This window comes from Pseudomonas fluorescens group sp. PF-1 (genome assembly GCF_054481335.1).
On the sequence record NZ_JBTMNG010000001.1, the window covers coordinates 300,654 to 316,583 of the forward strand.

At 61.2% G+C, this 15,930-nt stretch carries 14 protein-coding genes; 8 read left to right on the plus strand and 6 right to left on the minus strand.

Annotated elements, in window-relative coordinates; all coding sequences use genetic code 11:
- Positions 1–113: 113 nt before the first annotated feature.
- Together ACX3YD_RS01450 and ACX3YD_RS01455 are read right to left on the minus strand one after the other, a co-directional pair.
- Positions 114–938 (minus strand): SDR family oxidoreductase, encoded by an 825-nt coding sequence (locus tag ACX3YD_RS01450; protein WP_458959128.1) that lies wholly within the window; start codon positions 936–938, stop codon positions 114–116.
- 215 nt (positions 939–1,153) lie between these two features.
- Positions 1,154–2,194, minus strand: a complete 1,041-nt coding sequence (locus ACX3YD_RS01455) for a threonine aldolase family protein (RefSeq protein ID WP_047534314.1) — start codon at positions 2,192–2,194, stop codon at positions 1,154–1,156.
- A 131-nt stretch (positions 2,195–2,325) separates the two neighbouring features.
- On the opposite strand from ACX3YD_RS01455, the gene ACX3YD_RS01460 reads away from it, so the two are divergent.
- The 8 genes from ACX3YD_RS01460 (at position 2,326) to fdhA (ending at position 12,430) form a co-directional block, all read left to right on the plus strand.
- Positions 2,326–3,069, plus strand: coding sequence for a TraX family protein (locus tag ACX3YD_RS01460; RefSeq protein WP_458960382.1), 744 nt, complete (start codon positions 2,326–2,328; stop codon positions 3,067–3,069).
- Between the two features lie 283 nt (positions 3,070–3,352).
- On the plus strand, positions 3,353–4,606 hold the full coding sequence (gene glyA / locus ACX3YD_RS01465) for a serine hydroxymethyltransferase (RefSeq protein WP_090466695.1): 1,254 nt from the start codon (positions 3,353–3,355) through the stop codon (positions 4,604–4,606).
- Positions 4,607–4,629: 23 nt separating this feature from the next.
- Positions 4,630–5,880 (plus strand): sarcosine oxidase subunit beta, encoded by a 1,251-nt coding sequence (locus ACX3YD_RS01470; RefSeq protein WP_003206307.1) that lies wholly within the window; start codon positions 4,630–4,632, stop codon positions 5,878–5,880.
- Positions 5,881–5,894: 14 nt separating this feature from the next.
- A complete protein-coding gene (locus ACX3YD_RS01475) occupies positions 5,895–6,224 on the plus strand; it encodes a sarcosine oxidase subunit delta (protein ID WP_047534309.1) in 330 nt (109 codons plus the stop codon).
- A complete protein-coding gene (locus tag ACX3YD_RS01480; RefSeq protein ID WP_458959129.1) occupies positions 6,221–9,238 on the plus strand; it encodes a sarcosine oxidase subunit alpha in 3,018 nt (1,005 codons plus the stop codon). The genes ACX3YD_RS01475 and ACX3YD_RS01480 overlap by 4 nt, the downstream gene beginning before the upstream one ends.
- 145 nt (positions 9,239–9,383) lie before the next feature.
- On the plus strand, positions 9,384–10,016 hold the full coding sequence (locus ACX3YD_RS01485) for a sarcosine oxidase subunit gamma (protein WP_047534306.1): 633 nt from the start codon (positions 9,384–9,386) through the stop codon (positions 10,014–10,016).
- Positions 10,017–10,173: 157 nt separating this feature from the next.
- On the plus strand, positions 10,174–11,031 hold the full coding sequence (gene purU / locus ACX3YD_RS01490) for a formyltetrahydrofolate deformylase (RefSeq protein ID WP_047534304.1): 858 nt from the start codon (positions 10,174–10,176) through the stop codon (positions 11,029–11,031).
- 199 nt (positions 11,032–11,230) lie between these two features.
- Positions 11,231–12,430 carry a formaldehyde dehydrogenase, glutathione-independent gene (gene fdhA, locus ACX3YD_RS01495; RefSeq protein ID WP_047534302.1) on the plus strand — a complete coding sequence of 400 codons (1,200 nt, stop codon included), beginning with the start codon at positions 11,231–11,233 and terminating at the stop codon, positions 12,428–12,430.
- A 48-nt stretch (positions 12,431–12,478) separates the two neighbouring features.
- Here the strand turns inward: fdhA and ACX3YD_RS01500 are convergent, their stop codons facing one another.
- The 4 genes from ACX3YD_RS01500 to ACX3YD_RS01515 all read right to left on the minus strand — a co-directional run bounded on the left by ACX3YD_RS01500 (position 12,479) and on the right by ACX3YD_RS01515 (position 15,656).
- A complete protein-coding gene (locus ACX3YD_RS01500; protein ID WP_458959130.1) occupies positions 12,479–13,570 on the minus strand; it encodes an RHS repeat-associated core domain-containing protein in 1,092 nt (363 codons plus the stop codon).
- A 130-nt stretch (positions 13,571–13,700) separates the two neighbouring features.
- On the minus strand, positions 13,701–14,375 hold the full coding sequence (locus ACX3YD_RS01505) for an anti-sigma factor (protein ID WP_458959131.1): 675 nt from the start codon (positions 14,373–14,375) through the stop codon (positions 13,701–13,703).
- Complete coding sequence (locus ACX3YD_RS01510; protein WP_458959132.1) at positions 14,372–15,007, minus strand: RNA polymerase sigma factor; 636 nt, start codon at positions 15,005–15,007, stop codon at positions 14,372–14,374. Before ACX3YD_RS01510 ends, ACX3YD_RS01505 begins: the two co-directional genes overlap by 4 nt.
- A 55-nt stretch (positions 15,008–15,062) precedes the next feature.
- Positions 15,063–15,656: a fasciclin domain-containing protein gene (locus ACX3YD_RS01515; RefSeq protein ID WP_458959133.1), complete on the minus strand. Its 594-nt coding sequence runs from the start codon at positions 15,654–15,656 to the stop codon at positions 15,063–15,065.
- Positions 15,657–15,930 lie beyond the last annotated feature (274 nt).

Consider the following 15,930-nt stretch of genomic DNA (forward strand, 5'->3'; position numbering starts at 1 on the left):
GTTTACGACGATGGATTGAAGCGTTTATGTAGTCCGTTTCCGAAAAAACTCAATGGTATCAATGCGTGCAAGCAGGCACCGATCCCGATGGGCAGGATCGGTGTTTAACGCGTTCAGTCGATAAAGAGGTCCGGCATCAGCTTATCGTTGCTGTCGGGTGCGAACCGATAGTGTTCGAACTCGGTCACGCCGTTCTCCCGCAGTATCTCCTCATCAATCAGCAACCGCCCGGTCAGGCTGCGATTCGCGCTGCCGAGAATCATGTGGGCGGCATCGGCCATGATCGCTGGTGTCCTGGCGTGCTTGAACGACTCCCGTGAGCCCAGCTGAAACTCGATGGCGGCGGTGGCAATCATCGTCTGTGGCCACAGCGAGTTGACGCTGATCCCGTAGTTTTTGAATTCTTCGCTCATGCCCAGCGTCAGCATGCTCATGCCGTACTTGGTCACGGTATACGGGCTGTATTGGGCGAACCATTGGGTCGCCAGGTTCAGGGGTGGCGACAGGTTGAGGATGTGCCCGGCGGATTTCTTCAGGTAGGGCAGGGCGGCCTGGCTGCACAGCAGCACGGCGCGGGTGTTGATCTGGTGCATGAGGTCGAAGCGCTTGAGTTCGATGTGCTGCACCCCGGTCAACTTGATCGCCCCGGCGTTGTTGACCAATGCATCGATGCCGCCGAAATGTTGGTTGGCCTGGGCCAGGGCCTGGTGCACGGCGTCTTCATCGCGCACATCCAGTTGCAAGGCCAGCGCCTGGCCACCCGCGGCTTCGACTTCCTTGGCCACGCTGTAGATGGTGCCGGGCAGCTTGGGGTGCGGTTCGGCGCTTTTGGCGGCAATCACAATGTTTGCGCCATCGCGTGCGGCCCGAAGCGCGATCTCCCGACCAATCCCGCGACTGGCACCGGTAATGAACAGCGTTTTGCCTTGAAGGGACATGCGTGCGCTCCTGATTATTGTTATGAGAGCGGATGGGCTCGACAAACAATGTAGACGAAGTCTTCAGGTGCGAATGATGAGGGCGATGGGGTGCGGCTTTTGTGGGAGCGGGCTTGCTCGCGATGGCGGTGTGTCAGCTGACATCATTGTTGGATGGGCTGGCCTCATCGCGAGCGAGCTCGCTCCCACAGGGGGGGCAGTGCAAACCTGGGTTTTTAGTGCGACATCACTTCACGGATGTCCCTGGCCAATTCCCGCACGCGTTCTTCTTCGGTGTCCCACGAGCACATGAAGCGTGCGCCGCCGTTGCCGATGAAGGTGTAGAAGCGCCAGCCCTTGGCGGTCAGCGCGGCGATGGCCGGTTCCGAGAGTTGCAGGAACACGCCGTTGGCCTGCACCGGGAACATCAGTTCCACGCCAGGAATGTCGCTGACCAGCTCGGCCAGCAATTGCGCGCAGCGGTTGGCATGGTTGGCGTATTTGAGCCAGGCGTCGTTTTCCAGGATCCCGACCCAGGGCGCGGAGAGGAAACGCATTTTCGACGCCAGTTGCCCGGCCTGTTTGCAGCGGTAGTCGAAGTCTTCGGCCAGCTTGTGATTGAAGAACAGAATCGCTTCGCCGACGGCCATGCCGTTTTTCGTGCCGCCGAAGCACAGCACGTCGACGCCGGCCTTCCAGGTCAGGTCCGCTGGCGAGCAGCCGAGGAACGCGCAGGCGTTGGAGAACCGCGCGCCGTCCATGTGCAGGTTCAGGCCCAGTTCCTTGCAGGTGGCGCTGATGGCGCGGATTTCGTCCGGGGTGTAGACGCTACCGACTTCGGTGGCCTGGGTGAGGGTCACGACGCGAGGTTTCGGGTAGTGAATGTCCTGGCGCTTGAGGGCGACTTCGCGGATCGATTCCGGGGTCAGCTTGCCGTTTTCGGTGCGGGCGATCAGCAGTTTTGAGCCGTTGGAGAAGAATTCCGGCGCGCCGCATTCGTCGGTTTCGACGTGGGCGGTTTCCGAGCAGATCACGCTGTGGTAACTCTGGCACAGCGACGACAAGGCCAGGGAGTTGGCCGCAGTGCCGTTGAAGGCGAAAAACACTTCGCAGTCGGTTTCGAACAATTTACGGAAATCGTCGGACGCGCGGGCGGTCCATTCGTCGTCGCCGTATGCGCGCTGGTGGCCATGGTTGGCCTGCTCCATGGCAGCCCAGGCTTCAGGGCAAATGCCGGAGTAGTTGTCGCTGGCGAATTGTTGGCTCTTGTCGGTCATGGCCTGCTTCCGTGGTCGAGACGCCTATGGTGAAGCGTCTCGTGGTCAATGAGGGTGCGCACTTTACCGAAGATCGTCCGGGGCGCACACGGGATGTCACTGTCAGAAAAATACAAGGATGCCGGCCAATTATGCACGTGGCGATGCACTTGACACAGCAGCACTTAAAGCCGCGCGACGGTGCGCTCGATCTGCTCAAGTGGCTGGCGCTTTTGAGCATGGTGCTCGATCACCTGCGCTATGTCGGTTATTCGGTCGATCTTTTGTATGTGCCGGGGCGTCTGGCGTTTCCGTGGTTTTGTCTGGCGATGGCGGCCAATCTGGCGCGCGCGCCCGCCGTGAAGTCAGGGGGGCAATGGCGCTATCTGGGCTGGTTGTTGCTGTTCAGTGCGGTGAGCGAAGTGCCTTACCGGATGTACATTCCCGATCCCGACACCTTGAACGTCTTGCCGACCCTGGCCTTGGGCCTGCTGGTGGCACGGGGCTGGCAAGCGCAGGGGCGTCAGGCGCGACTGTTGGCGCTCGTCGCCCTGGTGCTGGCGGCGGTTTTCTGGTCGCGACTGATGTTTGGTTTCTTTGGTGTGCTGTTGCCGCTGGCACTGTTGCTGGTGATCCGTCGTCCCTGGTATTTCGCGCTGTTGCCGGGGCTGATCTGTCTGGCGGCCAATCAATGGCAAGTGCTGTATCACGCCGCACGATTGGGCAACCCGGCGGCCATTCCGGCCATCGCCACATGCCTGATTGCGCCCTGGCTCGGACTGTTCCTGTTGCGACATGCCAAGGGCGTAAAACCACCCCCCATGCGGCGTTGGGCTTATGCGCTGTATCCGGTGCATTTCCTTGTGCTGCTACTCGTCCGCCAGATCGCCGTTTAACCCGGTGGGAGCTGGCTTGCCAGCGATAGCGGTGGACCAGTCGCCGTCAATGCCGGATGTGACGCCATCATCGCTGGCAAGCCAGCTCCCACAAGGTTTCTCACTGATTTGAGAAGAGTGCCCGACCAGTCATTTCCCGCCATGTCGTAAACGCACCTTTACGTGGCGTCCGTAGGCATTTGGCCTGTCTGCGCCGGTCATACCATCGCTATCAAAGGGCACTGCCGAAACACCGGTGCCTTACCGAGACGAATGGCGCATAGATGCCGCTGGGAGAGACGCGATGTTCAGCAAGCAAGACCAGATCCAGGGTTACGACGATGCACTGCTGGCGGCGATGAATGCCGAGGAGCAACGTCAGGAAGATCACATCGAGCTGATCGCGTCAGAGAACTACACCAGCAAACGCGTCATGCAAGCCCAGGGCAGCGGCCTGACCAACAAATACGCCGAAGGTTATCCGGGCAAGCGCTACTACGGTGGCTGCGAGCACGTGGACAAGGTTGAAGCCCTGGCCATCGAGCGCGCCAAGCAACTGTTCGGCGCGGACTATGCCAACGTCCAGCCGCACTCCGGCTCTTCGGCCAACAGCGCCGTGTACCTGGCGCTGATTCAGCCAGGCGATACCATTCTCGGCATGAGCCTGGCCCACGGCGGTCACCTGACCCACGGCGCCAAAGTGTCGTCCTCGGGCAAGCTGTACAACGCCGTGCAGTACGGCATCGACACCAAGACCGGGCTGATCGATTACGACGAAGTGGAGCGTCTGGCCGTGGAGTGCAAGCCGAAGATGATCGTCGCCGGCTTCTCCGCCTACTCCAAGACCCTGGACTTCCCGCGCTTCCGTCAGATCGCCGACAAGGTCGGTGCGCTGCTGTTCGTCGACATGGCGCACGTGGCCGGTCTGGTCGCCGCCGGTCTGTACCCGAACCCGCTGCCGTACGCTGATGTGGTCACCACCACCACCCACAAAACCCTGCGCGGTCCACGGGGCGGCCTGATCCTGGCCAAGGCCAACGAAGAAATCGAGAAAAAGCTCAACGCCGCCGTATTCCCCGGCGCCCAGGGCGGCCCGCTGATGCACGTGATCGCCGGCAAGGCAGTGTGCTTCAAGGAAGCGCTGGAGCCAGGCTTCAAGGCTTACCAGCAACAAGTCATCGACAACGCCCAGGCCATGGCCGGCGTATTTATCAAACGCGGCTACGATGTAGTGTCCGGCGGCACCGATAACCACCTGTTCCTGGTCAGCCTGATCCGTCAGGGTCTCACCGGCAAGGACGCGGATGCAGCACTCGGTCGCGCCCACATCACCGTGAACAAGAACGCTGTCCCGAACGACCCGCAGTCGCCGTTCGTGACCTCCGGCCTGCGCATCGGGACCCCGGCGGTAACGACCCGTGGCTTCAAGGTCGCTCAATGCACCGAACTGGCCGGCTGGATCTGCGACATCCTCGACAACCTCGGCGATGCCGATGTCGAGGCCAACGTCGCCAAGCATGTGGCAGCCCTGTGCGCGGACTTCCCGGTTTATCGCTGAGTGCGGTTTTGGAGTAAATGACTATGCAACGCTACTCGGGCTTCGGCCTCTTCAAACACTCTCTCAGCCACCACGAAAACTGGCAGCGGATGTGGCGCACGCCGACCCCTAAAAAGGTCTACGACGTGGTCATCGTCGGCGGTGGCGGGCACGGTCTGGCGACCGCCTACTACCTGGCCAAGGAACACGGCATCACCAACGTGGCCGTGGTCGAAAAAGGCTGGCTGGGTGGCGGTAACACCGCGCGCAACACCACCATCGTTCGCTCCAACTACCTGTGGGACGAGTCGGCGCACCTGTACGAACACGCGATGAAACTGTGGGAAGGCCTGTCCCAGGACCTGAACTACAACGTGATGTTCTCCCAGCGTGGCGTCTACAACCTGTGCCATACCCTGCAGGACATCCGTGATTCCGAGCGTCGGGTCAGCGCCAACCGCCTCAATGGCGTGGACGGCGAACTGCTCAACGCCAAGCAAGTCGCAGACGAGATCCCGTACCTCGACTGCTCGAAGAACACTCGCTACCCGGTGATGGGCGCTACTGTCCAGCGTCGCGGCGGCGTGGCCCGTCACGATGCCGTGGCCTGGGGCTTTGCCCGTGCCGCCGACGCACTGGGCGTGGACTTGATCCAGCAGACCGAAGTGATCGGTTTCCGCAAGGAAAACGGCGTGTGCATCGGTGTCGAAACCAACAAGGGCTTCATCGGCGCCAAACGCGTCGGCGTGGTCACCGCCGGTAACTCCGGGCACATGGCCAAGCTGGCCGGTTTCCGTCTGCCGATCGAATCCCACCCGCTGCAAGCGCTGGTGTCCGAGCCGATCAAGCCGATTATCGACAGCGTGATCATGTCCAACGCCGTACACGGTTACATCAGCCAGTCCGACAAGGGCGACCTGGTGATCGGCGCCGGTATCGACGGCTACAACGGCTACGGCCAGCGTGGTTCGTACCCGGTGATCGAGCACACCATCCAGGCCATCGTCGAAATGTTCCCGGTGCTGTCGCGCGTACGCATGAACCGTCAGTGGGGCGGCATCGTCGACACCACGCCGGATGCCTGCCCGATCATCTCGAAAACCCCGGTACCGAACATGTTCTTCAACTGCGGTTGGGGCACCGGTGGCTTCAAGGCAACACCTGGCTCGGGCAACGTGTTTGCCGCGAGTCTGGCCAAGGGTGAAATGCATCCGTTGGCCGCACCTTTCTCCATCGACCGTTTCCACAACGGTGCGTTGATCGATGAACACGGCGCTGCTGCGGTTGCCCACTAACAGGAGAAATCCCCATGTTGCATATCTTCTGTCCTCACTGCGGCGAACTGCGCTCCGAAGAGGAATTCCACGCATCCGGCCAGGCGCACATCCCGCGTCCACTGGATCCGAACAGCTGCACCGACGAGGAGTGGGGCGACTACATGTTCTTCCGCGATAACCCTCGCGGCCTGCACCATGAACTGTGGATTCACGCCGCCGGTTGCCGTCAGTACTTCAACGCCACCCGCGACACCGTGACCTACGAGATTCTCGAAACCTACAAGATCGGCACCAAGCCACAATTCACCGACAAGACCGATAGCCCGAAAGCGGCCAGCACGGCTCTGGGAGAGAAGGTATGAGCCAGACCAATCGCCTGTCCAACGGCGGACGGATCGACCGCAACAAAGTCCTGACGTTCACCTTCAACGGCCAGAGCTACAAAGGCTACGAAGGCGACTCCCTGGCCGCTGCACTGCTGGCCAACGGCGTCGACATCATCGGTCGCAGCTTCAAATATTCCCGTCCGCGCGGCATCTTCGCCGCCGGTGCCGAAGAGCCGAACGCGGTGCTGCAGATCGGTGCCACCGAAGCCACGCAGATCCCGAACGTACGCGCCACGCAACAAGCGCTGTACCAGGGCCTGGTCGCCACCAGCACCAACGGCTGGCCAAGCGTGAACAACGACATGATGGGGATTCTCGGCAAGGTCGGCGGCAAGCTGATGCCACCGGGTTTCTACTACAAAACCTTCATGTATCCGCAATCGTTCTGGATGACCTACGAGAAGTACATTCGTAAGGCCGCCGGTCTTGGCCGTTCGCCAACCGAGAACGATCCGGACACCTACGACTACATGAACCAGCACTGCGACGTGCTGATCGTCGGCGCCGGCCCTGCGGGTCTGGCCGCTGCATTGGCGGCTGCACGCAGTGGCGCCCGGGTAATCCTCGCCGACGAGCAGGAAGAGTTCGGCGGCAGCCTGCTCGACTCCCGCGAAAGCCTCGACGGCAAGCCTGCCGTGGAATGGGTCGCCAGCGTCATCGCCGAGCTGAAGGACACCCCGGACGTGCTGCTGTTGCCACGCGCCACGGTCAATGGCTACCACGACCACAACTTCCTGACCATTCACGAGCGCCTCACCGATCACCTGGGCGATCGCGCCCCGATTGGCCAGGTGCGTCAGCGCATCCATCGCGTTCGCGCCAAGCGTGTCGTGCTGGCCACCGGCGCTCACGAACGTCCGCTGGTCTACGGCAACAACGATGTGCCGGGCAACATGCTGGCCGGTGCTGTCTCGACTTATGTGCGCCGTTACGGCGTGGCACCGGGCAAAAAACTGGTGCTGTCGACCAACAACGACCACGCCTACCGTGTGGCGCTCGACTGGCTCGACGCTGGCCTGCAAGTCGTGGCCGTCGCCGATGCCCGCAGCAACCCGCGTGGGGCGCTGGTGGAAGAAGCACGCGCCAAAGGCATCCGCATCCTCACTGGCAGCGCCGTGATCGAGGCTCGTGGCAGCAAGCACGTGACCGCCGCTCGCGTGGCCGCGATCGATGTCAAAGGACACAAGGTCACCAGCCCCGGCGAATGGCTCGAGTGCGATTTGGTCGCCAGTTCCGGCGGCTACAGCCCGGTGGTTCACCTGGCTTCGCACTTGGGCGGCAAGCCGATCTGGCGTGAAGACATCCTCGGTTTCGTGCCGGGTGAAGCACCGCAGAAACGCGTGTGCGTCGGTGGCATCAACGGCGTCTACGGCCTCGGTGATTCCCTGGCCGATGGTTTTGAAGGCGGCGTGCGCGCGGCCAGCGAAGCCGGTTTCGGTCCGGTCGAAGCGACGCTGCCCAAAGCCCTGACACGTCTGGAAGAGCCGACCCTGGCGCTGTTCCAGGTGCCTCACGAAAAGAACACCGCACGGGCGCCGAAGCAATTCGTCGACCTGCAAAACGACGTCACCGCCGCCGCCATCGAACTGGCGACTCGCGAGGGCTTCGAGTCGGTCGAGCACGTCAAGCGCTACACCGCACTGGGCTTCGGCACCGATCAGGGCAAGCTCGGTAATGTCAACGGCCTGGCGATTGCCGCCCGTTCGCTGAACGTGACCATCCCGCAGATGGGCACCACCATGTTCCGCCCGAACTACACGCCGGTAACCTTCGGCGCCGTGGCCGGTCGTCACTGTGGGCACATCTTCGAGCCGGTGCGTTTCACCGCGCTGCATCACTGGCACCTGAAAAATGGCGCCGAGTTCGAAGACGTCGGTCAGTGGAAACGTCCTTGGTACTTCCCGAAATCCGGTGAAGACATGCACGCCGCGGTCAAGCGTGAATGCAAAGCCGTGCGCGACAGCGTCGGCCTGCTGGACGCATCGACCCTGGGCAAGATCGACATCCAGGGCCCGGATGCGCGTGAGTTCCTCAACCGCATCTACACCAACGCCTGGACCAAGCTCGATGTGGGCAAGGCGCGCTACGGCCTGATGTGCAAAGAAGACGGCATGGTGTTCGACGACGGCGTGACCGCCTGCCTGGCCGACAACCATTTCGTCATGACCACCACCACGGGCGGCGCCGCACGCGTGCTGCAATGGCTGGAGATCTATCAGCAGACCGAATGGCCAGACCTGAAGGTGTACTTCACTTCCGTGACGGACCACTGGGCGACCATGACCCTGTCCGGGCCGAACAGCCGCAAGCTGCTCAGCGAAGTCACCGACATCGACCTGAGCAACGAAGCCTTCCCGTTCATGACCTGGAAAGAAGGTCTGGTCGGCGGCGTGCCAGCGCGGGTGTTCCGGATTTCGTTTACCGGTGAGTTGTCGTACGAAGTCAACGTGCAGGCCGACTATGCGATGGGTGTGCTGGAGAAGATTGTCGATGCCGGCAAGAAGTACAACCTGACGCCATATGGCACCGAAACCATGCACGTGCTGCGGGCCGAGAAGGGCTTCATCATCGTCGGTCAGGACACTGATGGCTCGATGACTCCGGACGACCTGAACATGGGCTGGTGCGTGGGTCGCACCAAACCGTTCTCGTGGATCGGCTGGCGTGGCATGAACCGCGAAGACTGCGTGCGTGATCAACGCAAGCAACTGGTCGGCCTCAAACCGATCGATCCGACCAAATGGCTGCCGGAAGGCGCGCAACTGGTGTTCAACACCAAGCAGGCGATCCCGATGACCATGGTCGGTCACGTGACCTCCAGCTACGCGCACAACTCCTTGGGCTATTCGTTTGCCATGGGCGTGGTCAAGGGCGGCCTGAACCGCATGGGTGAGCGTGTGTTCGCGCCACTGGCGGACGGCAGCGTGATCGAGGCGGAAATCGTTTCTTCGGTGTTCTTCGATCCGAAAGGCGAGCGCCAGAACATCTGACACCACAACCTCTGTAGGAGCGAGCTTGCTCGCGAAGCACGGGAGGGCAACGCGTTAAACCAGAAAGTACGCGTTACCGTTGACCTCCATCGCGAGCAAGCTCGCTCCTACAGGTGAGATGCAAGAATTCAGGAAAAGGTGCTTTATGACCGCAGCCAATGTTTACCAACAACGCCCAACCTCCGGGGCCAAGGCCGAGTCGTCGCTGCATCACGCCGACCTCGCCAGCCTGGTGGGCAAGGGTCGCAAGAACGCCGGCGTGACCGTGCGCGAGAAAAAACTCCTCGGTCACCTGACCATTCGTGGCGATGGCCATGACGCAGCGTTCGCTGCCGGCGTGCACAAGGCCCTGGGCATCGAATTGCCGGCCGCGCTGACCGTCATCGTCAAAGGTGAAACCAGCCTGCAATGGATGGGGCCGGATGAGTGGCTGCTGATCGTGCCGACCGGTGAAGAGTTCGCCGCCGAGAAAAAACTGCGTGAAGCACTGGGCGACCTGCACATCCAGATCGTCAACGTCAGCGGTGGCCAGCAGATCCTCGAACTGAGCGGCCCGAACGTGCGCCAGGTATTGATGAAGTCCACCAGCTACGACGTGCACCCCAACAACTTCCCGGTGGGCAAGGCGGTGGGCACGGTGTTCGCCAAGTCGCAACTGGTGATCCGTCACACCGCCGAAGACACCTGGGAACTGCTGATTCGTCGCAGCTTCTCGGATTACTGGTGGTTGTGGTTGCAGGATGCGTCTGCCGAATACGGCCTCAGCGTCCAGGCCTGATCAGCACCTGACCGTGTAGGAGCGAGCCTGCTCGCGATGGACTTGAGAGCGACGCGATAAATCAGGAAATACGCGTCATCGTTGACGTCCATCGCGAGCAGGCTCGCTCCTACAGGTAGGGTGATTTGTTTGCCGATTTCTCAGGAGTCACCGCACTATGAGCCGCGCCCCAGACACATGGATTCTGACCGCCGACTGCCCCAGCGTCCTCGGCACGGTGGACGCGGTGACGCGCTTTCTGTTCGAGCAGGGCTGCTACGTCACTGAACACCATTCCTTCGATGACCGGCTCTCGGGCCGTTTCTTCATTCGCGTGGAATTCCGTCAGCCCGACGGTTTCGACGAGCAGTCATTTCGCGCGGGTTTGCAGGCGCGCGGTGAAGCCTTCGGCATGGCCTTCGAGCTGACCCCGCCGCACTACCGGCCCAAAGTGGTGATCATGGTGTCCAAGGCCGATCACTGCCTCAACGACTTGCTCTACCGCCAGCGCATCGGCCAGTTGTCGATGGACGTGGTGGCCGTGGTCTCGAACCACCCGGACCTCAAACCGTTGGCGGACTGGCACCAGATTCCGTACTACCACTTCCCGCTGGACCCGAACGACAAGCCGTCCCAGGAGCGTCAGGTCTGGCAGGTGATCGAAGAGTCCGGCGCCGAACTGGTGATCCTTGCCCGCTACATGCAAGTACTGTCACCGGAGCTGTGCCGCAAACTCGACGGCAAGGCGATCAACATCCATCACTCGCTGCTGCCGGGTTTCAAGGGCGCCAAGCCGTACCATCAGGCCTACAACAAGGGCGTGAAACTGGTCGGCGCGACCGCGCATTACATCAACAACGACCTCGACGAAGGGCCGATCATCGCCCAGGGCGTCGAGGTGGTGGATCACAGTCATTACCCCGAAGACTTGATCGCCAAGGGACGGGATATCGAAGGCCTGACCCTGGCGCGGGCCGTGGGTTATCACATTGAGCGACGGGTGTTTTTGAACGCCAATCGCACGGTCGTTCTTTAGATTGCTATCGCTGGCAAGCCAGCTCCCACAGGGTTTTATGTCGTTCGCAGATTTGTGTACACCCCGTCCACTGTGGGAGCTGGCTTGCCAGCGATGAGGCCCTTACAAGCAACACAAGAAACAGCATCTGTACCCGAGCACTTAACGCGCTGCCTGCCTGGGCAACGCGGTTCCATAAAAACAACAGCGAGGTGAAAGCATGTCTGGCAATCGTGGTGTGGTGTATCTCGGCGCTGGCAAGGTCGAAGTACAGAAAATCGACTATCCGAAAATGCAGGACCCGCGCGGCAGGAAGATTAATCACGCCGTCATCCTGCGTGTGGTTTCCACCAACATTTGTGGTTCCGACCAGCACATGGTGCGCGGCCGTACCACGGCACAAACCGGCCTGGTGCTGGGCCACGAGATCACCGGTGAAGTGATCGAGAAGGGCAGCGACGTCGAGAACCTGCAAATCGGCGACCTGGTGTCGGTTCCGTTCAACGTGGCTTGCGGGCGCTGCCGTTCCTGCAAGGAAATGCACACCGGCGTGTGCCTGAGTGTCAACCCGGCGCGTCCGGGCGGTGCTTATGGTTACGTCGACATGGGCGACTGGACCGGTGGCCAGGCCGAGTACGCGATGGTGCCGTACGCCGACTTCAACCTGCTGAAACTGCCGGACCGCGACCGGGCCATGGAGAAAATCCGTGACCTGACCTGCCTCTCCGACATCCTGCCAACCGGTTACCACGGCGCCGTGACGGCGGGCGTTGGCCCGGGCAGCACGGTGTACATCGCCGGCGCCGGTCCGGTCGGTCTGGCGGCTGCCGCTTCGGCTCGCCTGCTGGGTGCCGCCGTGGTGATCATCGGTGACGTCAACACCGTGCGCCTGGCCCACGCCAAGGCCCAGGGTTTCGAAATCGCCGACCTGTCCCTGGACACCCCACTGCACGAACAAATCGCCGCGCTGCTGGGCGAGCCGGAAGTGGATTGCGCCATCGACGCCGTCGGCTTCGAAGCCCGTGGCCACGGCCATGACGGCGTGAAACACGAAGCCCCGGCCACCGTGCTCAACTCGCTGATGGGCGTGGTGCGTGTGGCGGGCAAGATCGGTATCCCTGGCCTTTACGTCACCGAAGATCCGGGTGCCGTCGACGCCGCCGCGAAAATGGGCAGCCTGAGCATTCGCTTCGGCCTGGGCTGGGCCAAATCCCACAGCTTCCACACCGGCCAGACCCCGGTGATGAAGTACAACCGCCAGCTGATGCAGGCGATCATGTGGGACCGCATCAACATCGCCGAAGTGGTGGGCGTGCAGGTGATCAGCCTGGATCAGGCGCCGCAGGGTTATGGCGAGTTCGACGCAGGCGTGCCGAAGAAGTTTGTGATTGATCCGCACAAGATGTTTAGTGCGGCGTAAAACCTCTGGAAAAAAAACGGCGGCCTTCGGGTCGCCGTTTTTTGTTTGTTATGTGGAATCTCGTCTTATGTGACTTTGTCGTTTAGAGAAATTATCCAGCCACGTATTGTTGGCTATGGCCTGTTGATAAGAAGGTAGCTCGCTTCCCCCGTAGTTCGGAGGAGGTAAGGGGGCAGAGTAGGAAGGGGAAGGATCGAACGTGGATCCACTGCTGCTAATCGAGTTAATAGATTGATTGCTGCCATAGAGTGGTACTAATTCGCCAGATTGTCCCACTTCAAAGATATTTCCCATGCGCCGTGTACGGATCGGTGTTGGGGATACGTTAGGGGTGTCACCTGGAAATGTAGTTAAGGACTCTTGTGACACAGCAGAGCGGGGCGCACCCGGGTGGCGCGCTTCTGTACCTGCAAAAGCCAATCTGTCTTGGGTCGTCCACGCAGGGGTCTTCGTGTCCGAATAGGGATTGAGCGCATTTGCCAAGGGATTTCGAAAATGCCGTGACGTATTGGATGCAACGCTGGGGGAAGTGAGGCTGGTGCCTGCATTCTGGATACCCTGCATATTGCTTTTTATTAACCCACGAGATCGCAGAACGGCTTTAACAAAGTTCCAGGCATGCCCCATCGGATCCATGCGATTCACCGGATCCCCCACACAATACCCATACCCATTCAACCCACCCTCCCCAAACGGACTCCAACTGTCCGGACTGTTAAACCGCATCAACACCGGGTTAAACGCCCGATAACCATTGCCCAACAAATAAGACCCCGTCACCGGATCCCGCCGTTCGCCATTGAACCCGAGCAGGCTGAGCAAGCCGTTCTGCCGATGGCCGTAGGGGGTGTAGGCAAGAGGGTGCCGCGCAACGGCGTCGAGCAGGCTCAACACCGAGCGCTGTTGATCCGTGGCCAGGAGGTGGGTTTGCACGGCGGTGGTTTGGCGTTCTCGCTGCGCCAGCAGTTGATCTTCGTGCTGCATGATCGAACGCTGCACGGCGCCCTGGATTTCGGTGGTCAGGCGGTCTTTCAGATAGAAGCGCTGAACGCTTGCCTGCGCCGAGGGCGCACTGGCGGTCACTCGATTCAGTGCATCGTAGTGGTAGCGGCACAGCACGGTAGCGCGATTGGACGGCATGGTCAGGGCTCCCTGAAATATCCGGTCATTCAGGGTTTTACTGTGGCGCAATCGAACTGAACTGCCTACTAACAGAACTGATAGTGGCGCCGTATTTGCGCAGTGTTCACAGCCCTCGCCACAAGGGCGATTACAACGCCGCCAACGCCCCTTGATACAACACCGGCCCGGTCGGTTGCCCGGTCGGTGAACCGCCCTTCGGTTCCAGGCTGACCGCCAGCGCAATCGGTTTGCCGATCAGCGCTTTCTGCGCGTCGCTCAGTACTACCTTGCCTTTGCCGCCCGCCGGGATTACCCCGAGGGAAACCGGTTTGCCGTCGGCCGGTATCGCCCACAGTTCCAGGCTTTGCTGCGGTGTGATCGCCGCCAATGCCAGCGGTTCGACTTGCAGGTAATCGGCGTGCGCCTGGACGCGCAATGCCGGCTGCGCGTCGGCGCTGGCCAGGGTTGCGCTGTAGCGCACATCGTCGCGGGTGTAGATCACACCGAGGGTCACGGCAATCACCAGGGAGGCAATTGCCGCCGTTGCCCGCAGCCAGTTCCAGAACGGGCGTTTGTGCGGCACATGCAGGACCTGCGGCTCGATGCGCGCGGTAATGCCTTTCCACACGCGGTCCGGCACCGGTTGCTCAGGCAGGGTATCGGTGAGGCTGGCCAGGCTTTCCTGCCATTGCGCCAACTCCACACGTAGCGCCGCGTCTTCCAGCAGCAGCTGTTCGAAACGTCGACGCGCGGCCAAGGGCATCAAGCCAATGGCGTAGTCGGCGGCGAGGGCGCGGCGCAGGGACGGCGTTTGATAGTTCATGATTCAAGGCACCTGCGCAGGCGTTCCATGCCACGGCGGATCCAGGATTTCACCGATCCCAGCGGCGCGGCCAGGTGTTCGGCCAGTTCGGCGCCGGACATTCCCTGAAAGTAGGCGATGGTGATTGATTGGCGCTGCATGCCCTCGAGGCTGTCCAGGCAGCGCTTCAAGGCGCTGGCCTCGCGGGCACTGTTCAGCTGTTCGTGGGCGGATGGGGTTTCGTCCACCAGTGATTGTTCTTCGAGATCGCTCAACGGCCGGTCGCGGTGTTTGCGCAACTGGTCGATCGCCTGGTTGCGAGTGATGTTGATCATCCAGGTCAACGGTGCCGACAGATGCGGTTCGTAGCGCGAGGCGTTGTTCCAGATTCGCACGAAGCTTTCCTGCAGCACTTCTTCGGCCAGGTCGGGGCGCCCCATGAACCGCAGGGCCACGCCATGCAAGCGCGGGCCGACGCTGCGGTAAAGCGTCTCGAACGCACGGCGGTCACCCAGTGAGCACTGGGCCAGCAAGTGCCTGAGCTGATCGGCGTCGGCGATGGAAATAGCGGTGCTCCAAATAGACGAGGTGCGCAGCGTAGGGTGTCGATTGCAGGCAGAGGTTAGTTCACGGCGCGCGGTTGTTCCATTCACGGGTGGACACCTCGGAAAAACCGCCAGCCCCACTGCGCAGGGCCGGCGACTGTGCTCAACTTTTCGGCATCAGGACTTTGTCGATGACCTGAATCACGCCATTGGACTGGTACACGTCATAGGTGGTGATGTCGGCGATGTCGCCTTTTTCATCCTTGATCGTGATGTTGTGCGGGCCGTTCATCATTGCCCATAGCTTGCCGCCGGCGACTGTGGTGAGTTCGGTCTTGCCGCCGCCGGCCTTGATCTTCTCGGCCAGGGTCATCATGTCGAGTTTGCCGGCGACCACGTGGTAAGTGAGGATCTTGGTCAGGGTGGCTTTGTTTTCCGGTTTCAACAGGGTGTCGACGGTACCGGCGGGCAGGGCGGTAAACGCCGAATTGACCGGGGCGAAAACGGTAAACGGGCCTTTGCCCTTGAGGGTGTCGACCAGGCCTGCGGCCTTCACGGCGGCGACCAGGGTGGTGTGGTCGGAGGAGTTGACCGCGTTATCGACGATGTCTTTGCTCGGCAGCATGCTTTGGCCGCCGACCATCACGCTGTCGTGGCTCATGGTAGCGGCTTGCACGCTGGTGTTCAGGGCGACGCCGCCAAGGGCCAGGGTCAGCAGGCTGGCAATCAACGGGGTTTTGATCGAGGTGCGTGTCATGGTGATGATCCTTTGGTGAGGAGTCGGCCAGGAATGTCTGTCCGTGCTTGATATACGGGCGTGGGACGGGACTGGATGCAGCACCGGGAAAATATTGTGATGAACCTGATCCCTGTAGGAGCCAGCAGGCTCGCGATGGACGCCAACGATAACGCGTGCTATCTGAATGACCGCGTTGTCCCTGCGTTTTTCGCGAGCAGGCTCGCTCCTACAGGGGGCGGGAACAATGTCGGGGGAAATCAGTCCAACACACAGCTTTTCACCGCCCACTGCC